Origin of the sequence: Gulosibacter hominis (assembly GCF_904842695.1) — a bacterium.
GTDB classification, from domain to species: domain Bacteria; phylum Actinomycetota; class Actinomycetes; order Actinomycetales; family Microbacteriaceae; genus Gulosibacter; species Gulosibacter hominis.
Genome location: NZ_CAJGWQ010000004.1, coordinates 116,054 through 140,664 on the forward strand (window position 1 = coordinate 116,054; position 24,611 = coordinate 140,664).

Genomic DNA, 24,611 nt, shown 5'->3' on the forward strand with positions numbered 1-24,611 from the left:
CTCGGGTAGGCTTGGCGCCAGTGCAAATTCAGGCACCCCGAACTCGGTGCCGTCGATAGTGAAAGGCTGCGATGTCGAACGCAAACCTCCCCGATAAGCCAGCTCTCGAAGGCCTCGAGGAGAAGTGGGGCAACGTCTGGGAAACCGATGGCACATACCGCTTCGACCGTGAGGGTGCCACCCGCGACACCGTCTACTCGGTCGACACTCCCCCGCCAACCGCATCCGGTTCACTGCACATCGGCCACGTGTTTAGCTACACCCACACGGATGTGGTTGCCCGCTACCAGCGCATGACTGGTAAGCGCGTGTTTTACCCGATGGGTTGGGACGACAACGGCCTGCCCACCGAGCGCCGCGTACAGAACTACTACGGCGTGCGCTGCGACCCGTCACTGCCGTATGTCGAAAACTTCGTGCCCCCGCACGAGGGCGGTGATGGCAAGAGCATCAAGGCCGCCGACCAACAGCCAATCTCGCGCCGCAACTTCATCGAACTGTGCGAAAAGCTCACCATCGAGGATGAACGTGCCTTCGAAGATCTGTGGCGCAAGCTTGGTCTCTCGGTCGACTGGACCCAGACCTACCGCACCATTGAAGATTCGAGCCGCCGCGCATCCCAGCTCGCGTTCATCCGCAATATCGAGCGCGGCGAGGCATACCAGGACATGGCCCCGACGCTGTGGGACGTGACCTTCCGCACCGCAGTCGCGCAGGCCGAACTTGAAGATCGCGAACAGCCAGGTGCCTACCACCGGCTCGCCTTCCACGGCGCCGACGGCAACGACATTTTTATCGAAACCACCCGCCCCGAGCTGCTGCCGGCCTGTGTGGCGCTCGTGGCGCATCCCGACGATGAGCGCTACCAGGCACTTTTTGGCACCACCGCCCGAACCCCGCTGTTTGACGTCGAGGTGCCGGTGCTCGCGCACCCGCTCGCCCAGCAAGATAAGGGCTCGGGTATCGCGATGATCTGTACCTTCGGTGATGTCACCGACGTGGTGTGGTGGCGTGAACTGAAGCTGCCGAACCGATCCATCCTGGGCGAAGACGGTCGCATCATGGACGCCATGCCCGAGGCCATCACCAGCGAAACTGGCCGCGCGGTGTACGCCGAAATGGTTGGCAAAACCGTTTTTAGTGCCAAGAAGGTCGTTGTCGAGGCGCTGCAAGAATCGGGCGAAATGATCGGAGAACCCCGCAAGATCACCCACCCGGTGAAGTTCTTCGAAAAGGGCGACCGCCCGCTCGAAATTGTTTCGACTCGCCAGTGGTACGTCGCCAACGGCGCCAATGACGAGCAGCTGCGCGCGCGACTGCTCGAACACGGCCGCAACCTCGACTTCGTGCCCGAGTTCATGCGCGTGCGGTACGAAAACTGGGTCGAGGGACTTTCGGGTGACTGGCTCATCTCGCGCCAGCGCTTTTTCGGTGTGCCGATCCCGGTGTGGTACCCGATCGATGCCGATGGCGTCGTCAACTACGACTCGCCGCTGCTGCCGAGCGAGGCACAGCTGCCGGTCGACCCCTCAACCGACGCTCCCGAGGGCTATTCCGAGGCGCAGCGCGGCGAGCCCGGCGGGTTTGTCGGTGAAGTGGATGTGATGGACACCTGGATGACCTCGTCACTCACCCCGCAGCTGGCCGGTGGTTGGGAGCGCGACCCCGAACTGTGGCAGCTGGTGTCGCCGTACGACGTGCGCCCCCAGGGCCAGGACATTATCCGCACCTGGCTGTTCTCGACGCTGCTGCGCAGCGAACTCGAGCAGGGTCAGCTACCGTGGCGGCACGCCACGATCTCGGGCTTTATCGTCGACCCCGACCGCAAAAAGATGTCGAAGTCGAAGGGCAACGTGGTGACTCCCGCTGCGCTGCTCGACACCCACGGCTCGGATGCGGTGCGCTATTGGGCGGCCTCGAGCCGGCTCGGCACCGACGCGGCGTTCGACCCGCAGCGGCCCACGCAAATCAAGATCGGTCGCCGACTCGCGATCAAGGTGCTCAACGCCGCCAAACTCGCGCTGGGCTTTGACGCCACCGGTGCCGACTCGATTGCCGCCATCACCAACCCGCTCGATCTGGCAATGCTCGCCGAACTGCACAGTGTGATCGAATCGGCCACCCGCGCGCTGGGCGAGTTCAACCACGCCCGGGCACTGGAAGTGACCGAGACGTTCTTCTGGACCTTCTGTGACGACTACCTCGAGCTGGTGAAGGAGCGCGCCTACGGCGACGATGCTCCCGCACGCCAATCGGCAGTGGCAGCGATGCGCACCGCAATCCACGTGCTGCTGCGACTGTTCGCCCCGGTGCTGCCATTCGCCACCGAAGAGGTGTGGTCGTGGTGGCAGGAAGGCTCGGTCCACCGCGCGGCGTGGCCGACCGTGGACGAGCTGCCCACACAGGGCCGTGCCGAACTGCTCGCCCTCACCTCGCAGGCACTCACCAGCATCCGCGGTACCAAGACCGATGCCAAGGTTTCGCAGAAGACCCCGCTATTGAGCGTCACGATCGCGGCACCGGCTGCCGAAATTGAGCTGCTGGAAGGAGCCGCGGGCGACCTGGCTGCAGTCGGCCGCATCCAAGAACTCAGTCTCGCAACCGACGCCGACGAACTCACCGTTCGCGACGCGGTACTCGGTGAGGCTCCCCAAAAATAAGCCAACAAATTCGGGCCGGTGTGTCGTACAGCCACCGGCCCGAAACTATTTGGGCACTGTTTTGGCTCGTCATCCCGGCCTAAGATAGGCGACGCGCTCTAGAAAAAGGATTATGACCACTCCCAGACACTCACGCTCATCCAATCGCTCCGCTGCGGCACGTATCGCACCGGTGCTCCGGCCTGTGACCCGCGAAGATTTTTTTCCGTGGGTGAGTCTGTTGGCAGAGTCGTTAGAGGTGAGCGGGCTCGTCTACCGAGATGAGATTGCGCTGCGCATCTGGCAGCAGCTTGGCCACGAAAGTTCGACGACGACTCCAGCTTCGCAATTGGAAGCCATCGTCGCCGACCGCTCGGGGAACCTCATCGGCCTGGCCCTCATGCTGCCTTCGATCTCGCTCAGCACCGGCGCTGCCGCGCTCGATGTACACCTGGCATATGTGCATCGCGCTGTCCGTGATGAGGCTGCGGCTCGTGCCCTTGTTGCTGCCGTACAGCAGCGGGCACGGGCAATCGGCGCAACCAAAATTCGCTGGCTCGCGGCAAGCGACACCCTGCACCAGCTGGCCGGCGCCGAACCGATCTCAAAGTCGGGTATTTACGAGAGCGACCCGGCCCTGGACGTCGAGGCATAATGCAAATCGGCACCCGCTGGGCTGACAGCGCTCCCCCGCCCCCGAGCGTGCCGGCAGCACTTGCCGAAGCCATCAGAGCGGCGAATGTGCGCGGCGGCTCGTGGACGCTCACGTGGCTCGAGGGACGCCCGATCGCAGATCACAGCGACGGCACGCATCTTGAAATTGACGCTACCGGAGCCGTCACCGACAGCGGCAGTGAGCTGTGCGATGAAGACGACGACTGGCTGACTGGCTAGTTCCAACATCAAGCCAGTTCTGGGCTGGTCACGATTAGGCTCTGACCATGCCAACAGCAAAACTCGATCCAGCAAACCCGTTCGCGGCCCCATCCAAACTGCCGTACGAACTCCCGCCCTTCACCGATATCCGCGACGAACACTATCGTCCCGCGTTCGAGGCCGGGCTGGCGCAGCACCGCGCTGAAATTGCCGCCATTGTCGGTGCATCCGAACCGGCAACATTCGACAACACCATTGCCGCACTCGAACGCTCCGGCCAGCTACTGCGGCGCGTGGCCATAGTGTTTTGGGCCCTCACCTCGAGCGACGCCACCGAGTCGATCTCGGAAATCGAACGCGAGTATGCACCCAAGCTCACCGCTCATTTTGATGCAATTGCGCTCAACACACAGCTGTTTGAACGCATCAACTCGGTCTACGAGCAGCGGCACGCGCTCGATCTCACCGCCGAGCAGCTGCACCTCGTTGAGCAGACCCGACTGCGTTTCCAACTCGCCGGTGCCGCGCTGGCAGACTCCGAAAAGCAGCGACTCGCCGCCATTAATGAGCGCATTGCCGAGCTCAACACGGTTTTTCAGGCGAATCTGCTCGCCGACACCAATGCCCGCGCCGTGCTCGTCACCGATGCTGCTGAGCTTGATGGACTGGGCGAGGATGAGCGCGCTGCGGCGGCTCAAGCGGCTACCGATGCGGGTCACGCCGGTGGCTGGTTGATCACGCTGCCGCTTTATACCGGGCACCCGTGGCTGGCGCAGCTGCGCAATCGTGAGCTGCGGGCTCGCATCCATGCCGCCTCGGTCGCCCGCGCGAGTGAGGGTGAGCACAGCAATGCCAAGGTGGTGCTCGAAATCGTGCGGCTGCGCGCTGAACGAGCCGAACTTCTCGGTTTCGCATCCGCCGCCGAGGCGAATGCGGCCGATTCGACCGCGGGGTCGGCAGCGGCCATCAGCGAGCGGCTGCAACTGCTCACCCCGCCGGCGGTGCGCAATGCTCGCCGTGAGCTTGAAGCCCTGCAAGCGCTGGCCGATGAACAGCAACGCGCACAGGACGCCGAGCCATTCCAGCTTGCCGCCCACGACTGGGCCTTCTACGCCGAACAGGTGCGCGCACGCGACTATGAGCTCGACACTGCGGCCATGCAGCCCTATTTCGAAATAAACCGAGTGCTGGTTGACGGTGTGTTTGCCGCCGCCAAGCTGGTTTATGGGCTGAGCCTCACGCCTCGCGAAGATCTCACCGGCTACGAACCGGATGTGCGAGTGTTTGAGGTTTTTGACGAGGACGGCACCGCTCTCGGACTCTACCTGTTTGACCCCTACGCTCGCCCGGTGAAACGAGGCGGCGCGTGGATGTCGAACTTCGTTGAACAAAACGAGCTGCTTGACCAGCAGGCGGTGGTGTTTAACGTGCTCAACGTCGCGAAACCCCCGGCAGGATCGCCGACGCTGCTATCGCTCGACGAGGTCGAAACCATGTTCCACGAGTTCGGGCACGCCCTGCACGGCCTGCTCGCGCACACCGTGTACCCGAGCAATTCGGGCACCAGCGTGAAGCGCGACTTCGTGGAGTATCCGAGCCAGGTGAACGAGATGTGGATGCTGCACCCGCTGGTGCTGCCCCGGTATGCCGTACACCACGTCACCGGTGAGCCGATGCCGGCCGAGTGGGTGGCCCGGTTGCAGCGCGCCTCGCAGTTTAATGAGGGTTTTGCCACCACCGAATACCTCGCCGCTTCGGTGCTCGACCAGGCCTGGCATTCGCTCAGCCGCGCCGAAGCCGACGCTGTGACCGATGTTGCCGAGTTTGAGCGCGAGGCTCTCGACCGTGCCGGGCTATTGCTGCCCGAGGTGCCGACCCGCTATTCGTCGTGCTGTTTCCAGCACATTTTCGCGGGCGGCTACGCGGCCGGTTACTACGGCTACATCTGGTCGGAGGTGTTCGATGCGGCCACGGTCGAGCGATTCGAGGCGCTCGGCGAAAACTCGGCTGCTATTCGCGAGTTCGGTGAACAGTTCCGTCGTATCATTCTCGGCCCCGGTGGCTCGCGTGATGCGATGGAGATGGTGCGGGAATTTTTCGGCGGCGACCCGAGCATCCAGCCGCTGCTGCGCCGCCGCGGTCTCGACTAACAGATCGCGCCAATAAGACTGGCGCCGGTGTGCTGCTCCCCCTCGGCGGAGGATGCGGCACACCGGCGCTAACTACTCGTAGAACTCAGTACTCGAGATCGCAAGCAACGTCGATCTCAAATTTCTTGACATCTCCACTGAATGAGCTGCCCTCACCCGTAACTCGCATTCGACCGCTTGAGTAGTTGAGCTGGGGCGCAGTTCCGCCGGTCGTTGAGGAGTACGACACATTATCACTGGCGTCTTCGCCAAACAGCAGCACCGAATCAACTTTGCCCTGTGAGTCTGCGGTGACAAGGAACGTTGCGCCCGCGTCGGCAGATGAAGAGTACTTGGAGTCACCACCAGTCAGTGTGTAACCGCCAGACGTACTGCAGGTGGTTTGCCAATCGATCGAAGACAGGTCGGTGTTACCGAGGCGCACGACGTCACGACCGCCTGCGCCACCACCGCCACCGGTGCCACCGCCACCGGTGCCACCGCCACCGGTGCCACCGCTCCCGCCGGTGCCGCCGGTTTCGCCGCCACCGATGTCGTCACCACCGTCACCGCCGCCGAAGCCGCCACCACCGCCGGTGCCGCCACCACCGATGTCACCGCCGCCATTGGGTCCGTCCTCGGTGGGGCCAGGTGCTGGGCCGTTACCCCCACCGCCGAATGGCAACAGGCCACCACCGCCGCCGTCACCTTTATTTTCTGCGCTGCGAGTCTGCTTCGACCTCGGCTTGTCATCGCTGTCATCGCCGTTCGCACATGCGGTCAGGCCAACGACCAACGGCACGGCCGCCATGAGAGCCAGTACCCTGCGGCCTCGAAATGTGTGCTCCACGTGAGCGTCCTCCCCTGCAATCAATTCGCGGTCAAGTCACCGCATCAACATGGTAATAACGCAAGAAAACATAAACCGACCGCTTCAAGTAGTGCGAGCATCCAACGAGCGGATGACTCTGGCGTGCTGAACGTCAGCCGCGCGATCGTGCAATTATTCGTCGTCAGCGCAGGTGAACTCGGCGGTGTAGAGCGTTTTTGCCGTGCGGTCGGTGCCCTCGGGCGAATACGAAATACCGCGACCATCCGAAATGATGCGCGTTCCTTCCAGAGTGAAGGTGCCGTTACCCTGACCGCTGCCGGGTGTCACCGTCAGCCCGGTCTTTGAAGTGTGACCGCCACCATCGGGTCCGTAGCTAAAGGTGAATGACAGTAGCTGGTCGGCCCCACTGGCCAGCAGCATGAACACATACTGGTCACCACCGTCCTCGGCGGTACCGAGCACAGAAGGAGCGCTATCGAGCCCACCGCAGGTGATATCCCAGTCGAGCGCCGAGAAGTCATCATCGCCCACCCGTAGCGCATCCACACGTGGCGTACGCTTATCGTTTTCGCCGCCCGTAGGACGTGTTGATTCAGCGGGTCCGGGAGTTTCGCTGCCGTGTGGCAGCCCCTCGGGCTCAGTGAGCGTCTCAACGATACGGGTTGGGGTGGGCGTTTGTGCACGCGGGTCTTCGACCGTGAGCGACTCGGCAGTGCATCCGGAAGTCACCGCGGTAACCGTGACCGCGAGCGCGATCACGGCGATTGCTCGTTTTGGCCGGCTCATCATACTGGCGGCACCGCGCTAGGCGGTTTTCCCTTTCCGGGCGTCCGCTGGCTTCGGGAGAATCGTGGGGGCTGCGTTCTGACGCACCACATCGGCGGTGATCGATACCTTGGCGACGTCGTCACGCGAGGGAATGTCGAACATGATCGGCCCCAGCACCTCTTCGAGGATGGCCCGTAGGCCGCGAGCGCCGGTTTTACGGGCAACGGCGAGGTCGGCAATCTCTTGCAGCGCCTCATCGTCAAACTCAAGTTCAACTTCGTCGAGTTCAAACATGCGCTGGTATTGCTTGACGAGCGCATTGCGCGGTTCAACCAGGATGCGCACCAGTGCGTCACGGTCGAGCGGCTCTACCGTGGTGATCACCGGCAATCGGCCGATGAACTCGGGGATGAGCCCGAATTTGTGCAGGTCTTCAGGTTCGACGTCGCCGTAAATATTTTCGATGGTGCTCGGTGAGTGCAGCGGCGAGCCAAAACCGATGCCTTTTTTGCCGGCGCGCGACGAGATGATCTCTTCGAGTCCCGCGAACGCACCGGCGCAAATGAACAGCACGTTCGTCGTGTCGATTTCAATGAAATCCTGTTGTGGATGCTTGCGGCCACCCTGCGGGGGAACCGAGGCTGTGGTGCCCTCAATAATTTTGAGCAGTGCCTGCTGCACGCCCTCGCCCGAAACGTCACGGGTGATCGAGGGGTTTTCGGCCTTGCGCGCAATTTTGTCGATTTCGTCGATGTACACAATGCCGGTTTCGGCACGCTTCACGTCGAAGTCGGCTGCCTGCAGCAGTTTCAGCAGGATGTTTTCGACATCCTCACCGACGTAACCCGCTTCGGTGAGCGAGGTGGCGTCGGCAACCGCGAACGGCACGTTCAGTCGGCGTGCCAGCGACTGGGCGAGGTAGGTCTTACCGGTTCCGGTGGGGCCGATCAGCAAAATATTTGACTTGGCAATTTCAATGGCATCCGCATCGTCACCATCTTTGGGGGTTTCAGTGTGCCGGATGCGCTTGTAGTGGTTGTACACCGCCACCGAGAGCGCTCGCTTGGCGTCTTCTTGCCCGACCACGTAATTCTGCAAAAACTCGTAGATGTCGCGCGGTTTGGGCAGATCAAACTCGGCAACCGCCTCGGGCTGCTGCTCGTTCATCCGCTCTCGGATGATCTCGTTACACAGCTCAACGCATTCGTCGCAGATATAGACGCCGGGGCCGGCAATGAGCTGCTGCACCTGCCTCTGACTCTTTCCACAAAAAGAGCACTTCAGCAGATCGCTTCCTTCACCGATGCGCGCCATAGTTCCTCCCTGCGTGACTGTCAGCCAGCCTAGTGCCTCCCGCCGACATTCTGGAGCCTATACCGGCGCGGTTCGAGAACTCAGGGCTGCTATTTCGCCAAGCGGCTCCGACCAGCCGGTGCGTTTCGGTCGCACAATCGGCACACCGCTTTCGGGATGCCGCAGCACTTCAATACCCGTGCCATACACATCGGTGAGCAGCTCGGCGGTGAGCACATCGGCAGGTGCCCCATCGGCCACAATTTTTCCCTCGCTGAGCAGGATGATCCGATCGGCCCACGACGCGGCACTATCGAGGTCGTGCGAGACCACGAGGATCGTGTGCCCCAGCCGGGTCAGCGCGCGAAGCTGACCGAGCAGCCGCTCGGAGTGGCAGATGTCGAGCGCGGCCGAGGGCTCATCGAGAAATAGCACCGGAGTTTGTTGCGCGAACACTCGTGCCAGCGACATCCGTGCCGACTCACCACCAGACAGCGTGAGCGCATCACGCCCCTCAAGATGCAGCACATCGTTCACCGTCATCGAGGCCGCAACAACGGTCTCATCGTCATCGCTGGCGTCAGTGTTTCGCCAGGGAGTGCGTCCAAGTGCCACCACCTCGCGAACCAAAAACCCGAACCCAACCCGTGGATGCTGTTCGAGCACCGCCCGCATTCGAGCGGCGCTACGCGGTCGCAGTTCGCGCAACGGTTGCCCGAACAGTTCGACTGTTCCCTGTTGCGGTGTCAGGTCGCCGGAGAGTGTGCTCAGCAGGGTTGATTTGCCGGCACCATTCGGGCCCACCAGCATCACCAGTTCACCGCGACCAATTTCAAGATTGATGTCATCCAGCAGCCGGCGCTGCCCCGCCTCAACGAGTACCTGCTTCGCGCGCAGTACCCAGCTCATGCCTCTCCCCTTCGCTGTACGTCCAGTGTTTGCCGCAGCAGCAGTAGAAAAACCGGCGCCCCGATGATCGCGGTCATCATGCCAATTGGCAGGTCGGTTGCCGCTACCAGTGTTCGCGCGCCAAGGTCTGCAATCGATACCAGCCAGGCACCACCCAGTAGCGACAGTGGCAGCACATGCCGATGCTGCGGGCCAACCAGCAGCCGCACCGCGTGGGGCACGACCAGCCCGACGAATCCAATCACCCCGACGAATGACACCGCGGCCCCGGTCAGTAGTGCCGCCAGCACGATCGTGAGAATACGCACGAGTTCAACTCGAAGCCCGAGGTGTTTCGCCGCGCGGTCTCCGAGGGCTAGCGCATCAAGGCGATGCGGGAGCCACAGCACTGCGATGAGCGCCACCGCGACGGGTAGTGCCGTCATCAATACGGCGGTCCAGGTAGCCCCGTTGATCGAGCCGAGCTGCCAAAACACCACCGCATCACGCGCAGTGGTGGGCGCCAGCACAAATATGAATGCAGTGGCGGCACCCGCGAGCGCATTGATCGCAATTCCCACCAGCAGCAGCGAGACCGCGCGCTGGGTGGAAATGCTGCGCGCAATGCTCCAGACAATGGCCGAGGTAACCAGGCCCGCAAGAAATGCAACGAATGGTGTGGTGGCGATGCCCAGCCAGCTAAACCCGAACACGATGCTGATGGCGGCACCCAGGGCCGCGCCCGAGGTGATACCGATCACCCCGGGTTCGGCGAGCGGATTGCCGAACAGACTCTGCGTCAGCACACCGGCAACTGCCAGCGCAGCTCCGACAACGAGCCCGAGCACGATTCGGGGCAATCGCACCTGTAGCAGCACCGCATCGTTTCTCGCGAGGTCGCTCCCGATGGGCGCTGGCGGGTCGATGCCCACAAATCGGCGAATCGTCGCAAGCAGTTCATTGGGAGTCATCGCATACTGACCGGTCGCGATCGACCACACGATCGTGGTCACGAGCAGCACAACCAGCCCGATTCCGAGCACCCAGGCGGTCAACCGACGCCGCTGGAGTTGGTTGTTCGCCATTTATCCTCGGTAAATTGCGTCACCCAGGGCACGGAGCGCTGCAGGATAGTTAGGCCCGAATGAAATCAGCTGACTATCGGGCACTGAAACCACTCGCTCGTTCGCACCTGCCGTGGTCTGGGCGACTCCGGGCCGTTCGAGCAGACCACTCAACCCGCCAGTAGATTTCAGCCCGTCTGACATCACCAGGATGAGCTCCGGGTCGATCTGTACCAGCGACTCTGCTGTTGCCGGCACGGTCTCGCCCAGTCCCGCATTCGCGGCGATTGCTTCGCCGCCCAGGTCTTCAATGAGTGCGACAGAAGCACTCCCCTTGCCAAAAATAAAGAAGACGCCGGCATTACCGCGCACATAGAGCACGACCATTCGCAGCGGTTCACCGCTGCGCGGGGCGAGGCTTGCCACATACTCCTGCGCTGCGGCAAGGTCGGTTTGCGTACGCTCGATCAATTTCGCACCCACATCAGGAATACCCGTCGCTTCGGCGATGGCTGCAATCTGCTCGGCGATGAGGTCGGCTCCGCGATCGGGGCTCAGCACCACAACATCAATTCCGCTATTGCGCAGCAGGTCGATTGCACTGGCTGGGCCGAGTGTGGTGTCGGCGAACACGAGCGTCGGTTTCACTGATAGTACGGCTTCAACATCCACCGCATGTCCGTCGCCACTCACCACCGGCACGTCGGCGATCTGCGGGCTAATATCCGAGATCGTCCTCCCGGCGATATTGTCTTCCAGTCCCAGGCCAATGAGGGTTTGGCTCGTGGTGCCATAAATGTCGAGGGTGACGATGCGGTCGGCCGAGTCAATGGTGGTTTCGACACCGTCGTCACCGGTTACGGTAACCGGCAGAACTGGTGTGGGCGATTTAACGATCGGCTCGATCGGTGGCACTTCGGCAACTTCGCTCAGCCCCGTCAATTCTCGCGGGTCTGGTAGCTGCTCACTGGGGGTGGCCGTTTGCGTATTTTCTGTAACTGGCGATTCGCCGGTGCGGTCGGGGGCTGCGGATGCACAGCCAGCGAGACTGCCGAGCAGTGCGATGCCGCCGATAAAGACAATGGTTTTTCGGAGGAGTTGCATATCAGTTTTTGTTTTCTCAGCTTCGGTTCAGACAGCGCAGCAACAGCGACAGCGACCGCCGCCCGCTCGTCAAAGCGAGTCGGCCGGCGGCCGCTGCTGCGTCAGCAATGTGGCTGCGCGGGTGTTGCCCTATTCAGACTGTGCGAACGCTTCACGGTCTGCGTGCACGCGGGTGAGTGCCGCCGCGCCGAGCAGAATCAGTGCCGCCGCACCCGCCATAAACGGTGCAAATTCGCCACTCGCACCCGTCTCAGCCAGTTTGCCGTCCTTCTTCGATCCGCCGGTCTTGCCACCACCGGCGCCACCGGCAGCATCCGATGTGGTTCCAGCCGCGGACGAGCAGCTCGTTTCACCGCCGAGCTCGAGCGATAGTGAGATCGGGTCGAGCTCGGTGCCAGCTTCATAGAATCCGGCAAACGCAACCGCACCGTCGGCGGTCAGAGTTGCTGCAGCATTGGATACCTCGATGCGGCCACCCTGTGCCTGCACACCGCTGAAGCTCAGATCAGCGAAGGCCACGTTCGAGGCAGAACTCTTGTTGCCTTCCATATCCGAGTAGTTGACATCCATCACGAGGGTGCCGCTGTTTGCCGAGTTGAACGCAACTCGGATGTTCGAGAACTTCAGGTCGAGGATCCCCTTGTGACCGGTGAAGTGCACTGAGCCGGGGAAGTGAACCGTTCCCGACATGGTTTCAGTGTTGATTTCACCCGAACCGTTCCAGGTGAATCCAGTTGCCGACTCCGAGACTCCATCCAGTGTCCAGCTGCCCTTGGCGATACCGCCCTGGATGTAGTTACGGAACGAGGTGCGAACACCCCAGTTCATCGTGCCCGACACCTCGTTCGCCACGCAAGTGTCTTTCTGTGTTGCCGGGGCTTGCGGCGCTGAAGGCTTGTTGTCTGCCGCAGGACCCTTGGGCGCAGCAGTTGCCGTCGGCTTCTCTGGCTTTGGCGTTGCTTTGTCAGTCGGTTTCGGTGCTGGCTTTTGAGTCGGCTCCGGCGCCTCAGTCGGCTTAGTCATCTCTGTCGACTCCGGCGCCTCCGGCTCCTCGGTTGGCTCCGTCGTTTCATCCTCGGTTGGTGCAGGCGCCGGTTCGGGGATAGTCAGCGAGATGTCGTCGAGTTCGATACCCGGTTCATAGAAGCCGGCGAACGCCTGCGCACCCGGCTCGGTGAGCACTGCTGAACCCGACACTCCCGTATCAGTCCAGGTGGGGTTTTGGATGGTTGCGAAAGCAACGTCATCAGCCGTGTAGATTTCTGCGCTGTCGAGCTGCTTTGCCGAAACATCGGCGTAGATCGTGCCGGTGGAGTCAGCATTGAAGACAACACGCAGATCCGAGAGCTTGGTCTCCAACAAACCGTGATGCCCGTTAAAGGTCACCGAGCCCTCGAAAGAGATGTCGGCGGCCCCGGCATCACGATCTACCGTGCCGGTGCCGTCAGTCCAGGTGTACGGAGCCGGAGCATCGCTGACGTTTCCAGCGAAATCGACCGATCCCTTGGCGATATTTCCGGCGATGTATTTCCGGAACGATTCTTTGACGCCCCACTGCGCAGTCGCTTCAGTGGTGGTCTCGGTGCTGGCCACGGCCGTTTGCGAGGTCCCCACCGCGATCCCCGCGAGCGCCAGTGCGATGGCACTCAACGAGACCGCGCCGCGACGCAGTCGCTGCATTCCCAACATAGTTCCCTTTCTGGCACCCGCGGTGCACTTAGTTAGGTTAGCCTTACCTAACAAGGAAACTAGCGCACAGAAAACACTTAGGCAAGCCTAACCTAACTTTAAAGTGGGTGTTCGACACTTCTCGCACCCTCATAATCGAAAGGGAACCCATGTCTACCGCAGAAGCTATCGCGATCGAACCGCTGTCAGCGCGGCTGCGCCAGTGCACCCAAGATGCCCACGAACAGGCCGAACGTGCCGCTTTTCTCACTCGCTTGCTGGGAGGTGAGCTCTCTATCCACGCCTGGGCGGGCTTGCTCGAGCAATACGGTTTTATCTATCACGCGCTCGAAACGGCAGTCGACACCATTCCGAACTACCACCCCGCCACCGAGCTGTTTGTTCGCGAACTCGACCGCTCTGAGGCAATCGCCGCCGACTTCGACTACCTGACGCGCACCTATTCGACACGACCTATCGGGATGCAACCAGCGACTGCCGCGTATGTAGATCTCATCCGCGCCTGCCGCGGTGATGCTGTCGCGCTCATCGCCCACCACTACACGCGCTATCTTGGTGACCTTTCTGGCGGTCAGGCAATGCGAGTCATGCTCGAGCGCAGCTACGGCCTACCCAAAGCTGGCTCACAGTTCTTTGATTTTTCGCCGCTCGCACCGCTGCCTCGTTTTAAGGAGCGCTACCGTAACCGGCTCGACAGTCTCGGGCTCGCCGAAGCGGATGCGCAGCGACTCATCGCCGGAGCAAACGACAGCTTCCGGGCCAATCAGGAAATCTTTGCCGAACTCGACGAAATTTACGTGCCAGCTGCCGCCTAAACGATCGGCGGCGTAGTCGGGACCGATTCCCCCACTACGCCGCCGTCGGTTTAAATCGTTTGCTCGGCACCGATCGCGTGCAGCATGAACGCATAGTCCCAGGCCCGGTCGCGCCAGCGCTGGTACCGTCCCGAACCACCCCCGTGTCCGCCGTGCATCTCGGTTTTGAGCACGATCGGCGCATCCCCGGTGGTAATTTCGCGCAGCCGCGCCACCCATTTGGCCGGCTCAACGTAGAGCACCCGCGTGTCATGCAGGCTCGTCACCGCAGCAATCTGCGGGTAGGCAACCGGACGAATATTTTCGTACGGTGAGTAGCCCTTAATGGTCGCGTACGCTTCGGGATCGGTGATCGGGTTGCCCCACTCCTCCCACTCCAGCGCGCTCAGCGGCAGGTCGGGGTCGAGGATGCTCGTCAACGGGTCAACAAACGGCACCTGAGCGACGATGGCGCGATAGCGCTCGGGCGCCAGATTTGCCACGGCTCCCATCAGCAGACCCCCTGCCGAACCACCCACGGCAGCAAGCCGCTCACCGTCGACAAGCCCGGCTGAAACCAGATGCTCGGTCGCATCCACAAAATCGGTAAATGAGTTGGGCTTGTTCGCCTTTTTACCGTCCTCATACCAGCTTCGCCCGAGCTCGCCACCCCCGCGAATATGCGCAACGGCAAATACCGCACCGCGGTCGAGCACCGAGGCCACCGGCAGTGAGAGGGCCGGCTCCATCGAAATTTCATAGGAGCCATAGCCATAAATAATCGCCGGCGCGGTGCCATCAAGCGCAGTGCGAACGTGATGCAGCAGCGTAATCGGCACGCGCGTCCCATCACGCACGACGGCCCATTCTCGGCGGGCAACATAATCGCTGCCGTCATAGTCTCGCACCTCGGTTTGCCGACGCAGCTGCGGCGCTTCCCCGCGTGTGAGCGCATCAAAAGCAATTTCAAATTGCCGGTCGGGATGTACCCAGCTCTGCACATCCAGCCGCAGCACCGGCGCTCCAAACTCGAGCTCGTGATGCGTCACGCCCACCAGCTCTTCGGCAAATTGCGGCTGCAAAACCCCTCCAGCTGAGCCAACCGAAATCACCAGCACCTGTGGCAGTGCCTCGTGCATCGCATCCACCACGAGGTATTCGCCCGTGAACGAAAGCGATAGCAGCCGGTCGGTATCGCTGCCGGCAATCAGCACGCGCGGCCCCAGCGCAGCGATCGATTCAACGGGGCCCTCAGCGAAGCTCGCCACCTCTGCCAGCACCAGCTCACCATTGGGTTGCCCCTCGTGATGCAAAATCGCCAGCTGCGATGTGCCGTCAACTGACACCGGCTGCACTTCGTAGCGCAGCCGCGCGCTGCGCGAAATCAGCGTGGTCAGCTGCCCCTGCGGTAGGTCGGTATCGGCCACGAGCGGCCACAGCCGCACCTCGTCAAGTTCAGAATTACCGGCGCTCGCGACGATGAACCGGCGGTCGTCACTGAGATGGCCACCCAACCACATCTCGGGGTCAGCTTCATGCCACAGCAGCACATCGCTCGCCGGATCTTCACCGAGACAGTGGATGCGCAGCTCATTCGGCCGCCACGATTCATCGATGACCGTGTACAGCAGCGATTTGCCATCGGGCAAAAACTCGACAACAGGGCCAATATTGCCGAGTGAATCGGCCAGCAGCTCGCCCGATTCAAGGTCGCGGATCTGCAGCGTATAGCGCTCATCGCCAGTGGTGTCTTCGGTGTGCGCAAGCAGCCGTCCATCGGGCGAAATATCGAGCGAGCCGACGCTATAAAAATCATGCTGCTGCGACTGGGCGTTGGCGTCGAGCAGCACCTGTTCATCCGCCCGCGGCGAATCGGGATCGAGCACCGGCGGCACCCAACCGGCAAGTTCGGCCGCCGGTTCAGTGGCGGCAATACGGCAATAAATGGGATGCTGTCCGCCCTCGATCATGCGGCTGAAATACCACCAATTACCGCGCCGGCTCGGTAGCGAAACCGACGCCTCGTGCGTGCGACGCTGGATCTCGCCAAAAATCGCTTCCCGCAGCGGCTCCTGAGCGGCAGTTACCGCATCGGTGTAGGCGTTTTCGGCCTCGAGGTGCGCGATAACCTCACTCGATGATTTGTCTCGCAACCACTCGTATGAGTCGACAAACACATCGCCGTGCACCTCACGACGGTGAGGCTCTTGGCGGACAACGGGCGGAGTGGGAAATTCAGCTGCGGTCATGGCACCGACACTAGTCAGCGCAGCCTGGATTCCCACCGAACCGCCACCCGCGGCTGTCAAGCTACTGCTATGAACACCACTCACACCACCCTGCAATTTCTCGGTGCCGCCGAAACTGTCACCGGATCAAAATTTTTGCTCAACGTCGGCAACCGTCGCATCCTCGTTGACGACGGCATGTTCCAGGGGCCGCGCGAACTGCGCAAACGCAACTGGGTGCCGCTGCCATTCGAGGCCGACTCAATTACCGATGTGCTGCTCACCCACGCCCACATGGACCACGTCGGAATGCTGCCGCGACTGGTCAAGCGCGGTTTTCGCGGCCCTATTTTTGCCACCGAAGGCACCGTGCGACTCGCCGAAATCGTGCTGCGCGACGGCGCCAAAATACAAGAACAGGATGCTGCCGAAGCCAACCGTCGCGGCTCATCAAAGCACCAGCCCGCGCTGCCGCTCTACACCACCGCCGACGTGGAAGCGACGCTGCCGCTATTTGTGACCGTGCCGTTCGACGAAGATCTCGATCTTGATGACGGAATTGTTGTCCGCTACACCCGAGCCGCCCACATCCTCGGCTCGGCCTCGATCACGCTGTGGACACCCGAAGTATCGGTGGTGTTCTCGGGCGACCTCGGCCGCCACGATCATCCCGTGCTGAAATCACGCGGCACTCCCCCGGGCGCACCCTATGCACTGATCGAAAGCACCTACGGCGACCGCGAACATCCCGAACCCGAGCTGCTGCCACATGAGGGTTTTGCCGATGTGGTGCGCCGCACCATCGAACGCGGCGGCTCGGTACTGGTGCCGGCCTTCGCAGTCGACCGCACCGAAGTGGTGCTCAAACAGATCGCGCAGCTGCGCCGAGCCGGCCGCATCCCGCACGTGCCGGTGTATGTTGACTCACCGATGGCGAATGCCGCACTGGATGCATACCGCGCGCTCCCGGATGAATTGCGCGACGATCTGCTCCCGGATGAACTGCTTGAGTTCCCCGATCTGCATTCAGTGCGCAGCCTCGACGAGTCGCGCGAACTCACTGCCAAAGCGGGGAAGCATCCGGCGATTATTATCGCCGCCAGCGGTATGGCAACCGGAGGGCGCGTACTCCACCATCTCGAGGCGATGCTCGGCGATAAACGACACTCGGTGGTGCTGACCGGTTATCAGGCGGTTGGTACGCGTGGCCGGTCGCTCGTTGAGGGCGCGACCAAGCTAAAAATGTTTGGCCAGTACATTCCCGTGCGCGCTGAAATTTTCCAAGACCGCGAGTTTTCGGTGCACGGCGACCGCTCCGATCTGCTCGACTGGTTGCGTGATCTATCCCCGCGTCCGCACACCGTGTTCTGTGTGCACGGCGAGGCCGATTCGGCAGCGGCGTTCGCCGAGGCAATTGAGGCCGAGTTCCCCGAAATTGATGCCATCGTGCCCCGCCATAACGAGGTCGTAGTGCTTGACGGCACCCGGGCTGCGCTCGAACCCAAACCCGCCACGGCGCGCCACATCGACCGCACGGTACCCGAAGTGGTCGCATCCAACACGCCGTTTACCGCCGACACCGCCAGCGAGGCAGCTCAGATCGCCGCCGCCCCGGCGCCGCGCGACTATCGGCTGCTCACCGCCGACTCGGCCGAGGCGCTCTCGTCACAGGCCGGTGAGCTACTGGCTGCCGGATACGTTCCGTTCCAGGCACCGAGTGTGGATGAAATTGCCGGCAAACCGCTGTATCTGCAGGCGTTCATTCGCCCGTAGTGCGGGTGCTGCCCCGTAGCGCTGGGGCTGCCCCCATAGTGCTGGGACTGCACAGAGCAAACCGGCCGTGTCGCCTTCGCTGAGTGAATCAGCGTGGTGGCACGGCCGGTTTGTTCGCTACGTGGTGCTTTTGCTACGGGGGCTTCCGCTGACGCGGTGCTTCCGCACCAGCTGGTGGCTGCGGTCTAGTCGAGGATGACCGGGTGGGCTCCCTTACGCGAGGTCAACACCTGGTCGATAAGCCCGTAGTCGAGCGCCTCCTGAGCCGAGAGAATCTTGTCACGCTCAATGTCGTTCGAAATTTTGTCTTGGCTCTGGCCCGAGTGCTTGGCAAGCGCCTCTTCGAGCCACTCGCGCATGCGCAGCACTTCTTTCGCCTGGATTTCGATGTCGGATGCCTGGCCCTGACCACCGCCACCGGTTGCTGGCTGGTGGATGAGCACACGCGCGTTCGGCAGCGCCAGGCGCTTACCGGGCTGGCCGGCTGCCAGCAGCACGGCGGCAGCCGAAGCTGCCTGGCCGAGGCAGACGGTCTGCACCTCGGGGCGAATGTACTGCATGGTGTCGTAGATCGCGGTCATCGCGGTGAACGAGCCACCGGGCGAGTTGATGTACATGGTGATGTCGCGGTCGGGATCCTGCGACTCGAGCACGAGCAGCTGCGCCATCACGTCGTCGGCCGAAGCGTCGTCAATCTGCACACCGAGAAACACGATGCGGTCTTCGAAGAGCTTCGCGTAGGGGTCTTGGCGCTTGAAGCCGTAGGCGGTGCGCTCTTCGAACTGCGGCAGAATGTAGCGCGAGTTCGGCATCGGCGAGCCGGCTGCGTAGGTGGGAATGTTAAGCATGTGAATGGGTCCTTCCTCGTCCTACTCGCCGTCGTTGCTCACTGCATCGGGGTTGCTCGAGATGCGTCGGTCGGTGCCGCCACCGCCGACCACCGAGGTGGCCGATTCTGAGATGTGGTCGACGAAGCCGTATTCGAGCGCTTCTTCGGCGGTGAACCACTTGTCGCGGTCCCCGTCCTTGTGGATCTGCTCGACCGACTTACCGGTGCGTGCCGCGGTAATTTCGGCGAGGCGCTGCTTCATGTCGAGAATGAGCTGTGCCTGACGCTGGATGTCCGACGAGGTACCACCGAAACCACCAAGCGGTTGGTGCAGCAGTACGCGAGTGTTCGGGGTGATGTAGCGCTTGCCGGGGGCACCCGAGGTCAGCAGCAGCTGTCCCATCGAGGCGGCCATACCGATGCCGACGGTGACAACGTCGTTGGGCACCAGCTGCATGGTGTCGTAAATCGCCATGCCGGCGGTCACCGAACCACCCGGCGAGTTGATGTAGAGGTAGATGTCGCTTTCGGGGTCTTCAGCCGACAGCAGCAGCATCTTGGCGCAGATTTCGTTCGCGTTATCGTCGCGGACGTCTTCGCCGAGCCAAATGATGCGGTCTTTCAGAAGCCGGTCGAAAACACTGTTCGGCAGTTGCTGTTCAGCCACAGGTGATTCTCCTTCGTGCGGTTTCGCCTCAAAGTTACTCGACCCGAGCCGAAGATCTGGTCACTGTTCGCCGTGGGCGTGAATATGACTGCGCCGGTCGAGCGGTGAGAAACGCGGAAGATTTTGGGTTCAGGATGGCTGTAGCGACATCCTGGGCCCAATATGTTCCGCTGAGCTCCCCCAACAGCGCAACAAAAAGGGCGGGAATGCATAAATGCATTCCCGCCCCCGTTGCGAGCCGAACTACTTCTCTTCGGTCTCGGCAGCGTCTTCGGCGCCCTCTGCTTCAGCACCGTCTGCCTCAGCGGCGTCGCGCTTGTTACGGCCGTCGCGCACGGCAGCGGTGAACTCGCTCAGGTCAACCGAGTTGCCGTTCGAGTCGACGATTTCAGCATCCTCAAGCACGTAGAGCACGGCCTTCGAGCGCGCCACTTCGCCGACCAGCTGCGGAATCTGGTTGTTTTGCTGCATGATCTGCACGAACTCCTGCGGCGCGATACCGTACTGGCTCGACTGCTGGAACAGGTACTGGGTGAACTCTTCCTGCTCGACCTCGACCTGCTCGGCCTTGATGATCTCGTCGAGCAGCACCTGCTGCTTGAACGAACGGTTTGCCTCGGCACGAACCTCTTCGCCGTGCTCGTCGTCGATGCTCTTGCCCTCCTGCTCGAGGTGGCGCTTGACTTCGTCTTCAACAAGCTGCTCGGGAACCGGCACCTCGTTGGCTTCAAGCAGCGCGTCGATAGCGGCCACACGGGCCTGCTCGAGCTGGCCAAAAGCCTTCTTCTTGGCGGCCTGCTCACGCAGGTCGGCCTTCATCTCATCGACGGTGTCGAACTCACTCGCGAGCTGCGCAAACTCGTCATCAAGCTCGGGCAGTTCCCGTTCTTTCACCGACTCGACGGTGATGGTGATCTCAGCCTTTTCGCCAGCCTTCTCGCCACCGAGCAGCGTCGACTCAAAAGTGGTCTCTTCGCCGGCGGTGAGCGTGAGCAGCGCCTCATCGGTGCCGTCGAGCAGTTCACCCGAACCGACCTCGTGCGACAGGCCCTTGGCTTCGTCGATCACTTCACCGTCGATGCGTGCCACGAGGTCGATCACGGCAAAGTCGCCGTTTTCGATCGGGCGCTCGACAACCTTGAGGGTGCCGAAACGAGCGCGCAGCTCGTCAACCTCGGCGTCAACGTCCTCGTCGGTGACCTCGGCAGCGTCGACCTCGAGCTTGAGACCCTTCCAGTCGGCGATCTCAATTTCGGGGCGGATGTCTACCTCAATTTCGACAACCAGGTCACCCGAGAAGTCAGCAACCTCGGGAGTTTGTTTCACGTCTGCTTCGGGACGACCCAGCGGCAGCAGCTCCTGCTCGGCCAGCGCATCCTGGTAGAAGCGGTCGAGGGCATCCGAGATGGCCTGCTCGAGCACCACCGGGCGACCGACACGGGCGTCGATGAGCTGGTTCGGCACGTTGCCCTTACGGAAACCGGGCACCTGCACCTGCTTGGCGATCGACTTGTACGCCTGGTCGATATAGGGCTTGAGTTCTTCCGGCGAGATGCTCAGCGTGAGCTTCGCGTGGGTCGGGGTGATCTTCTCGACCGAGGTCTTCACGAGTGGGTCTCCTACTAAATCTTTGGTCCGCGCACTGCGGTCTTCGACTGTCGCACACGTGCAAACCGCGCGGTTTCGGGCGAGTTCGCACAGACAACCCTCAATGATACGCGCCGAACTGTGTCACACCCTAATTATTGTTGGTAGTTTCAGCAGCCGGCCTGCATCCGGGCACAAATGGGCGGACGGCCAGCCAGCGAAAGCTGGTGGCCGCCCGCCCATATCGAATACCGCCGGATTATGGCTGCAGTCGCGCTAGATCGAGGCCGTCAACCCATTCACGGTTTTCCTCGACCCAGTCGGCAACCAGCGGCGCCGGATCAGCGTTTGCGTTCTCATTGAAGATGATGTTCGCCAGGTCGCTAAACGGCTCTTCCGCCATCTCGAAATCTCCCAGCCATTCCGAAAGTGTCGGATAGCGCTGCTCGAAGTCGGAGCTACCGAAAATATGGATGCTTTCGTTCCCGCCGAGCAGACCCTGCGGATCTTCAAGGTTTTTGATATCGAACTCGCTATAGGCCCAGTGCGGCGCCCAAAGCGTGACCACGATGTTCTCACCCTTGCTCTGCGCGGTACGCAGCTCGGTCAGCATTCCCGGGGTCGATGACAGCACGTAATCCATCCCTTCCAGGCCATAGCCGGGGATGAGTTCTTCCTGCGTAATTTTCGTGAGTCCCGCGCCCGGTTCGATACCAACGATGCGGTTGCCAAACTTGTCGGCGTTGGCGGCAAGCTGGTCAAGCGAATCGATCGGTGCATCCGCGTTTACCGCAAAGGTAAGCCGGGCCTCGTCGTACCAGCTGCCAAGATCAACCAGTTCTTGACCGTACTCATCCATGTAGCTCTCGTGCGTAATGGGCAGCCACACGTTGGTGGTTAGATCGTAGGTGCCGTTCTGCAGACCGGTAAACACCGGTGCCGGATCGCCGTACTCCAGGTTGACCGTGTAGCCCTGCTCCTCGAGCACATACTTGAGCAGCTCACTGGTGACGACGCTCTCAGGCCAGCCGTTAAAGACACCGATGGTGACAACACGGTCATCACCGTTTTCGTGCTTGTTGCTCGTAATACCTGAACCGGTGAGCACATTGGCCACGATCATCGCAATCACAACCACGATGGCGGTGATTTTCACCCAGGTGGGGTTGAGCTTGCGCTTACCGATCGACCCGGTGATGCGGTCGAGCAGCATGGCAAGCACCACCACCGACATCCCGGCCTCAAAGCCGAGGGCGATGTCTGCCTGCCCCAGTGAAGTGGTCACTTCCTGGCCGAGACCCGAAGCGCCGACCATACCGGCGATCACGACCATCGACAGCGAGAGCATGATGACCTGGTTCACACCGGCCATAATCGATGGCATCGCCAGCGGCAACTGGATCTGTCGCAGAATTCGGCCCGGCGTCGAACCAAAAGCACGACCAGCCTCCACCATCTCGCTGTCAACGCCGCGAATACCGAGTTCGGTCATGCGCACCCCCGGCGGGAGCGCAAATAGCACCGTTGCGAAGATGCCCGGCACAACGCCCACACCAAACAAAATCAGCGCGGGAATCAGATACACCATGGCGGGCATGGTCTGGAAAAAGTCAAGGATGGGGCGCAGCACCCGCGAAGCGCGGTCGGAACGGCCCGCCCAGATTCCCAGCGGAATGGCAATGAGCAGCGCCATCGCACTGGCAACGAGCACGAGCGCCAGGGTACGCAGCGAGTTATCCCACTGCCCCACCGCGATGATGAAGCTCAAGCCAATGAGCGCACCGAGCGCCAGCCGCCAGCCTCGCATCGCCCAGGCCAGGGCCATGATGAGGATGATCAACACCCAGTTGGGCGGGAACGCGAGCGCGTTGTAAAGGAAGTCGTTACACGATTGCAGCGCGACCTGCAGCACGGCGAAAAACCCGGCAAAGGTCGTCACGATCCAGTCGATTGCGACCTCAACCCACTGGCCGAAGGGCAATTGAAATTCGAGATTCATCGGTTGTCCTCCTCCAGTGTCTCAGTGTCAGCAACTGCCGAGGGCAGCTGCGGGTCGTGCTCCGAAATCTGCGGCAGGTCGATCGGGGATGTGTTGGTCGACATCGAGCTCAGCAGGGCCACACGCGGCACCACACCGAGAATGCGACCAGATTCGTCAACCACCGGCAGCGGCATCGAGGTGTCGACGGCGGGGTCAAATAGATCGCTCAGTAGACTGTCGGGCTGCACGCGGGGAATTTCGCGGTCGATCACCTGCGCAATGTCGGTCTTACCGTGGCGGCGAGCACGCCCGAGCATCACGTCGGTGACCGCGCCGACGAGTTTGCTGCCCTGGGTTACGAAGACCCCGCCCACCTGTAGCTCACGCATCAGTTTTTCGACCCCGGCGAGGCCGGCGTTCATCGGCACGACTGCGCGTGCCGGCTGCATGACTGAGGATGCGGTGAGCACGCGGGTGCGGTCAACATCCTGCACAAACTGTTCGACATAGCTATTGGCAGGATCGGTAAGGATCTCCTCGGGGGTGCCGATCTGTACGATCCGACCGTCACGCATCACGGCGATTCGCGACCCGAGGAACATGGCTTCGTTGAGGTCGTGGGTAATAAACACGATGGTCTTGCCCAGCTGCTGCTGCAGTTCGACAAGTTCTTCCTGCATCTCGCGGCGAATCAGTGGGTCGAGCGCGCTGAATGCCTCGTCCATGAGCAGGATGTCGGTTTCAGCGCACAGCGCCCGGGCAATTCCCACACGCTGCTGCATCCCGCCCGACAGGTCGCTCGGATACGAATCCGCCCACTTGCTGAGGCCGACGGTATCGAGCACCTCGCGTGCGCGCGAAAGTCGTTCTTCGCGTTCCACACCCTGCACTTCGAGCCCGAAGGCAACATTCTCGACGACGGTGCGGTGCGGGAAAAGCGCAAAGTGCTGGAACACCATCGAGACGTGTTCGCGGCGCACCTGGCGCAGCTGCTGCGCGCTAGCACCGACAACTTCGGTGCCGGCGATCTTAATCGATCCGGAAGTTGAGTCGAGCAAGCCGTTGAGCATCCGGATGAGGGTTGATTTTCCCGAGCCTGAAAGGCCCATGACGACGAAAATCTCCCCGGGCTCCACGTGGAAGGTGGCGTCTATTACGGCCGCGGTGGCGGCAGGGGCGAGGTCATCTCGGCTCGCCACTCCCGTTTTGAGGCGTTCGACCGCCTCACGGGGGTTCTTGCCGAACACCTTGTATAGATGTTCGACCTCGATTGCTGGCATGGGCACGGACACTCCTTCTCGATTGAGACAGTCGTTCACACGCACGCAGTTCGCACGCGAGGGATGCCGGATCAGCATCTCTTGCTTCGCGGTTACAGCCAGGATTGTGGCCTGCCGCTGAATCGCCACACTTCGCAAAATCACACTGTGCGGGCGGCGAATCACATACCCGATCCGAGCAAATGAACGC

General features: G+C 61.7%; 19 protein-coding genes. 6 read left to right on the forward strand and 13 right to left on the reverse strand.

Annotation, left to right across the window (positions count from 1 at the left end; genetic code table 11):
* The first annotated feature begins 71 nt into the window (after positions 1–71).
* The 4 genes from valS to JMV54_RS04570 all read left to right on the forward strand — a co-directional run bounded on the left by valS (position 72) and on the right by JMV54_RS04570 (position 5,665).
* Complete coding sequence (valS, locus tag JMV54_RS04555; protein WP_201517756.1) at positions 72–2,660, forward strand: valine--tRNA ligase; 2,589 nt, start codon at positions 72–74, stop codon at positions 2,658–2,660.
* Between the two features lie 112 nt (positions 2,661–2,772).
* Positions 2,773–3,294 (forward strand): GNAT family N-acetyltransferase, encoded by a 522-nt coding sequence (locus tag JMV54_RS04560; RefSeq protein ID WP_201517757.1) that lies wholly within the window; start codon positions 2,773–2,775, stop codon positions 3,292–3,294.
* Complete coding sequence (locus JMV54_RS04565) at positions 3,294–3,533, forward strand: hypothetical protein (RefSeq protein ID WP_201517758.1); 240 nt, start codon at positions 3,294–3,296, stop codon at positions 3,531–3,533. Before JMV54_RS04560 ends, JMV54_RS04565 begins: the two co-directional genes overlap by 1 nt.
* 47 nt (positions 3,534–3,580) lie before the next feature.
* Entirely contained in the window at positions 3,581–5,665 is a 2,085-nt protein-coding gene (locus JMV54_RS04570; RefSeq protein ID WP_201517759.1) for a M3 family metallopeptidase, read from the forward strand.
* Positions 5,666–5,750: 85 nt separating this feature from the next.
* Here JMV54_RS04570 and JMV54_RS04575 read toward each other — a convergent pair whose 3' ends face one another.
* The 7 genes from JMV54_RS04575 to JMV54_RS04605 all read right to left on the reverse strand — a co-directional run bounded on the left by JMV54_RS04575 (position 5,751) and on the right by JMV54_RS04605 (position 13,282).
* On the reverse strand, positions 5,751–6,494 hold the full coding sequence (locus JMV54_RS04575) for a hypothetical protein (RefSeq protein WP_201517760.1): 744 nt from the start codon (positions 6,492–6,494) through the stop codon (positions 5,751–5,753).
* 153 nt (positions 6,495–6,647) lie between these two features.
* The gene (locus JMV54_RS04580; RefSeq protein ID WP_201517761.1) at positions 6,648–7,265 is read right to left on the reverse strand and encodes a hypothetical protein; all 618 of its coding nucleotides are present in this window, start codon (positions 7,263–7,265) and stop codon (positions 6,648–6,650) included.
* A gap of 15 nt (positions 7,266–7,280) precedes the next feature.
* Positions 7,281–8,558: an ATP-dependent Clp protease ATP-binding subunit ClpX gene (clpX, locus tag JMV54_RS04585; protein ID WP_201517762.1), complete on the reverse strand. Its 1,278-nt coding sequence runs from the start codon at positions 8,556–8,558 to the stop codon at positions 7,281–7,283.
* A 57-nt stretch (positions 8,559–8,615) separates the two neighbouring features.
* On the reverse strand, positions 8,616–9,446 hold the full coding sequence (locus tag JMV54_RS04590; protein ID WP_201517763.1) for a heme ABC transporter ATP-binding protein: 831 nt from the start codon (positions 9,444–9,446) through the stop codon (positions 8,616–8,618).
* Positions 9,443–10,510 carry a FecCD family ABC transporter permease gene (locus JMV54_RS04595; RefSeq protein ID WP_201517764.1) on the reverse strand — a complete coding sequence of 356 codons (1,068 nt, stop codon included), beginning with the start codon at positions 10,508–10,510 and terminating at the stop codon, positions 9,443–9,445. Before JMV54_RS04595 ends, JMV54_RS04590 begins: the two co-directional genes overlap by 4 nt.
* Positions 10,511–11,593 (reverse strand): heme/hemin ABC transporter substrate-binding protein, encoded by a 1,083-nt coding sequence (locus JMV54_RS04600; protein ID WP_201517765.1) that lies wholly within the window; start codon positions 11,591–11,593, stop codon positions 10,511–10,513.
* Positions 11,594–11,722: 129 nt separating this feature from the next.
* Positions 11,723–13,282, reverse strand: coding sequence for an HtaA domain-containing protein (locus JMV54_RS04605; protein ID WP_201517766.1), 1,560 nt, complete (start codon positions 13,280–13,282; stop codon positions 11,723–11,725).
* Between the two features lie 149 nt (positions 13,283–13,431).
* Here JMV54_RS04605 and JMV54_RS04610 point away from each other — a divergent pair, with 149 nt between their 5' ends.
* Positions 13,432–14,097, forward strand: a complete 666-nt coding sequence (locus tag JMV54_RS04610) for a biliverdin-producing heme oxygenase (protein ID WP_201517767.1) — start codon at positions 13,432–13,434, stop codon at positions 14,095–14,097.
* 50 nt (positions 14,098–14,147) lie between these two features.
* Here the strand turns inward: JMV54_RS04610 and JMV54_RS04615 are convergent, their stop codons facing one another.
* A complete protein-coding gene (locus JMV54_RS04615; RefSeq protein WP_201517768.1) occupies positions 14,148–16,325 on the reverse strand; it encodes a S9 family peptidase in 2,178 nt (725 codons plus the stop codon).
* Between the two features lie 69 nt (positions 16,326–16,394).
* On the opposite strand from JMV54_RS04615, the gene JMV54_RS04620 reads away from it, so the two are divergent.
* Complete coding sequence (locus tag JMV54_RS04620; protein WP_201517769.1) at positions 16,395–18,077, forward strand: MBL fold metallo-hydrolase RNA specificity domain-containing protein; 1,683 nt, start codon at positions 16,395–16,397, stop codon at positions 18,075–18,077.
* Between the two features lie 185 nt (positions 18,078–18,262).
* Here JMV54_RS04620 and JMV54_RS04625 read toward each other — a convergent pair whose 3' ends face one another.
* From JMV54_RS04625 to JMV54_RS04645, 5 genes are all read right to left on the reverse strand, one after another.
* Positions 18,263–18,925 carry an ATP-dependent Clp protease proteolytic subunit gene (locus JMV54_RS04625; protein WP_230972626.1) on the reverse strand — a complete coding sequence of 221 codons (663 nt, stop codon included), beginning with the start codon at positions 18,923–18,925 and terminating at the stop codon, positions 18,263–18,265.
* Positions 18,926–18,946: 21 nt separating this feature from the next.
* Complete coding sequence (locus tag JMV54_RS04630; RefSeq protein ID WP_201517770.1) at positions 18,947–19,573, reverse strand: ATP-dependent Clp protease proteolytic subunit; 627 nt, start codon at positions 19,571–19,573, stop codon at positions 18,947–18,949.
* Between the two features lie 243 nt (positions 19,574–19,816).
* A complete protein-coding gene (tig, locus tag JMV54_RS04635; RefSeq protein WP_201517771.1) occupies positions 19,817–21,181 on the reverse strand; it encodes a trigger factor in 1,365 nt (454 codons plus the stop codon).
* A 238-nt stretch (positions 21,182–21,419) separates the two neighbouring features.
* Positions 21,420–23,159, reverse strand: a complete 1,740-nt coding sequence (locus tag JMV54_RS04640; protein ID WP_201517772.1) for an ABC transporter permease/substrate binding protein — start codon at positions 23,157–23,159, stop codon at positions 21,420–21,422.
* On the reverse strand, positions 23,156–24,421 hold the full coding sequence (locus JMV54_RS04645; protein ID WP_201517773.1) for a quaternary amine ABC transporter ATP-binding protein: 1,266 nt from the start codon (positions 24,419–24,421) through the stop codon (positions 23,156–23,158). The genes JMV54_RS04640 and JMV54_RS04645 overlap by 4 nt, the downstream gene beginning before the upstream one ends.
* Positions 24,422–24,611: the final 190 nt, after the last annotated feature.

What these genes read in the sequence shown, in the direction of transcription:
- JMV54_RS04565 (WP_201517758.1), top strand. Translation starts at nt 3,294, where the DNA reads ATGCAAATCGGCACCCGCTGGGCTGACAGCGCTCCCCCGCCCCCGAGC.
- valS (WP_201517756.1), top strand. Translation starts at nt 72, where the DNA reads ATGTCGAACGCAAACCTCCCCGATAAGCCAGCTCTCGAAGGCCTCGAG.
- JMV54_RS04600 (WP_201517765.1), bottom strand. Translation starts at nt 11,593, where the DNA reads ATGCAACTCCTCCGAAAAACCATTGTCTTTATCGGCGGCATCGCACTG.
- JMV54_RS04610 (WP_201517767.1), top strand. Translation starts at nt 13,432, where the DNA reads ATGTCTACCGCAGAAGCTATCGCGATCGAACCGCTGTCAGCGCGGCTG.
- JMV54_RS04560 (WP_201517757.1), top strand. Translation starts at nt 2,773, where the DNA reads ATGACCACTCCCAGACACTCACGCTCATCCAATCGCTCCGCTGCGGCA.
- JMV54_RS04645 (WP_201517773.1), bottom strand. Translation starts at nt 24,421, where the DNA reads ATGCCAGCAATCGAGGTCGAACATCTATACAAGGTGTTCGGCAAGAAC.
- JMV54_RS04615 (WP_201517768.1), bottom strand. Translation starts at nt 16,325, where the DNA reads ATGACCGCAGCTGAATTTCCCACTCCGCCCGTTGTCCGCCAAGAGCCT.
- clpX (WP_201517762.1), bottom strand. Translation starts at nt 8,558, where the DNA reads ATGGCGCGCATCGGTGAAGGAAGCGATCTGCTGAAGTGCTCTTTTTGT.
- JMV54_RS04605 (WP_201517766.1), bottom strand. Translation starts at nt 13,282, where the DNA reads ATGTTGGGAATGCAGCGACTGCGTCGCGGCGCGGTCTCGTTGAGTGCC.
- JMV54_RS04570 (WP_201517759.1), top strand. Translation starts at nt 3,581, where the DNA reads ATGCCAACAGCAAAACTCGATCCAGCAAACCCGTTCGCGGCCCCATCC.
- JMV54_RS04580 (WP_201517761.1), bottom strand. Translation starts at nt 7,265, where the DNA reads ATGATGAGCCGGCCAAAACGAGCAATCGCCGTGATCGCGCTCGCGGTC.
- JMV54_RS04640 (WP_201517772.1), bottom strand. Translation starts at nt 23,159, where the DNA reads ATGAATCTCGAATTTCAATTGCCCTTCGGCCAGTGGGTTGAGGTCGCA.
- JMV54_RS04595 (WP_201517764.1), bottom strand. Translation starts at nt 10,510, where the DNA reads ATGGCGAACAACCAACTCCAGCGGCGTCGGTTGACCGCCTGGGTGCTC.
- JMV54_RS04625 (WP_230972626.1), bottom strand. Translation starts at nt 18,925, where the DNA reads ATGCTTAACATTCCCACCTACGCAGCCGGCTCGCCGATGCCGAACTCG.
- JMV54_RS04590 (WP_201517763.1), bottom strand. Translation starts at nt 9,446, where the DNA reads ATGAGCTGGGTACTGCGCGCGAAGCAGGTACTCGTTGAGGCGGGGCAG.
- JMV54_RS04620 (WP_201517769.1), top strand. Translation starts at nt 16,395, where the DNA reads ATGAACACCACTCACACCACCCTGCAATTTCTCGGTGCCGCCGAAACT.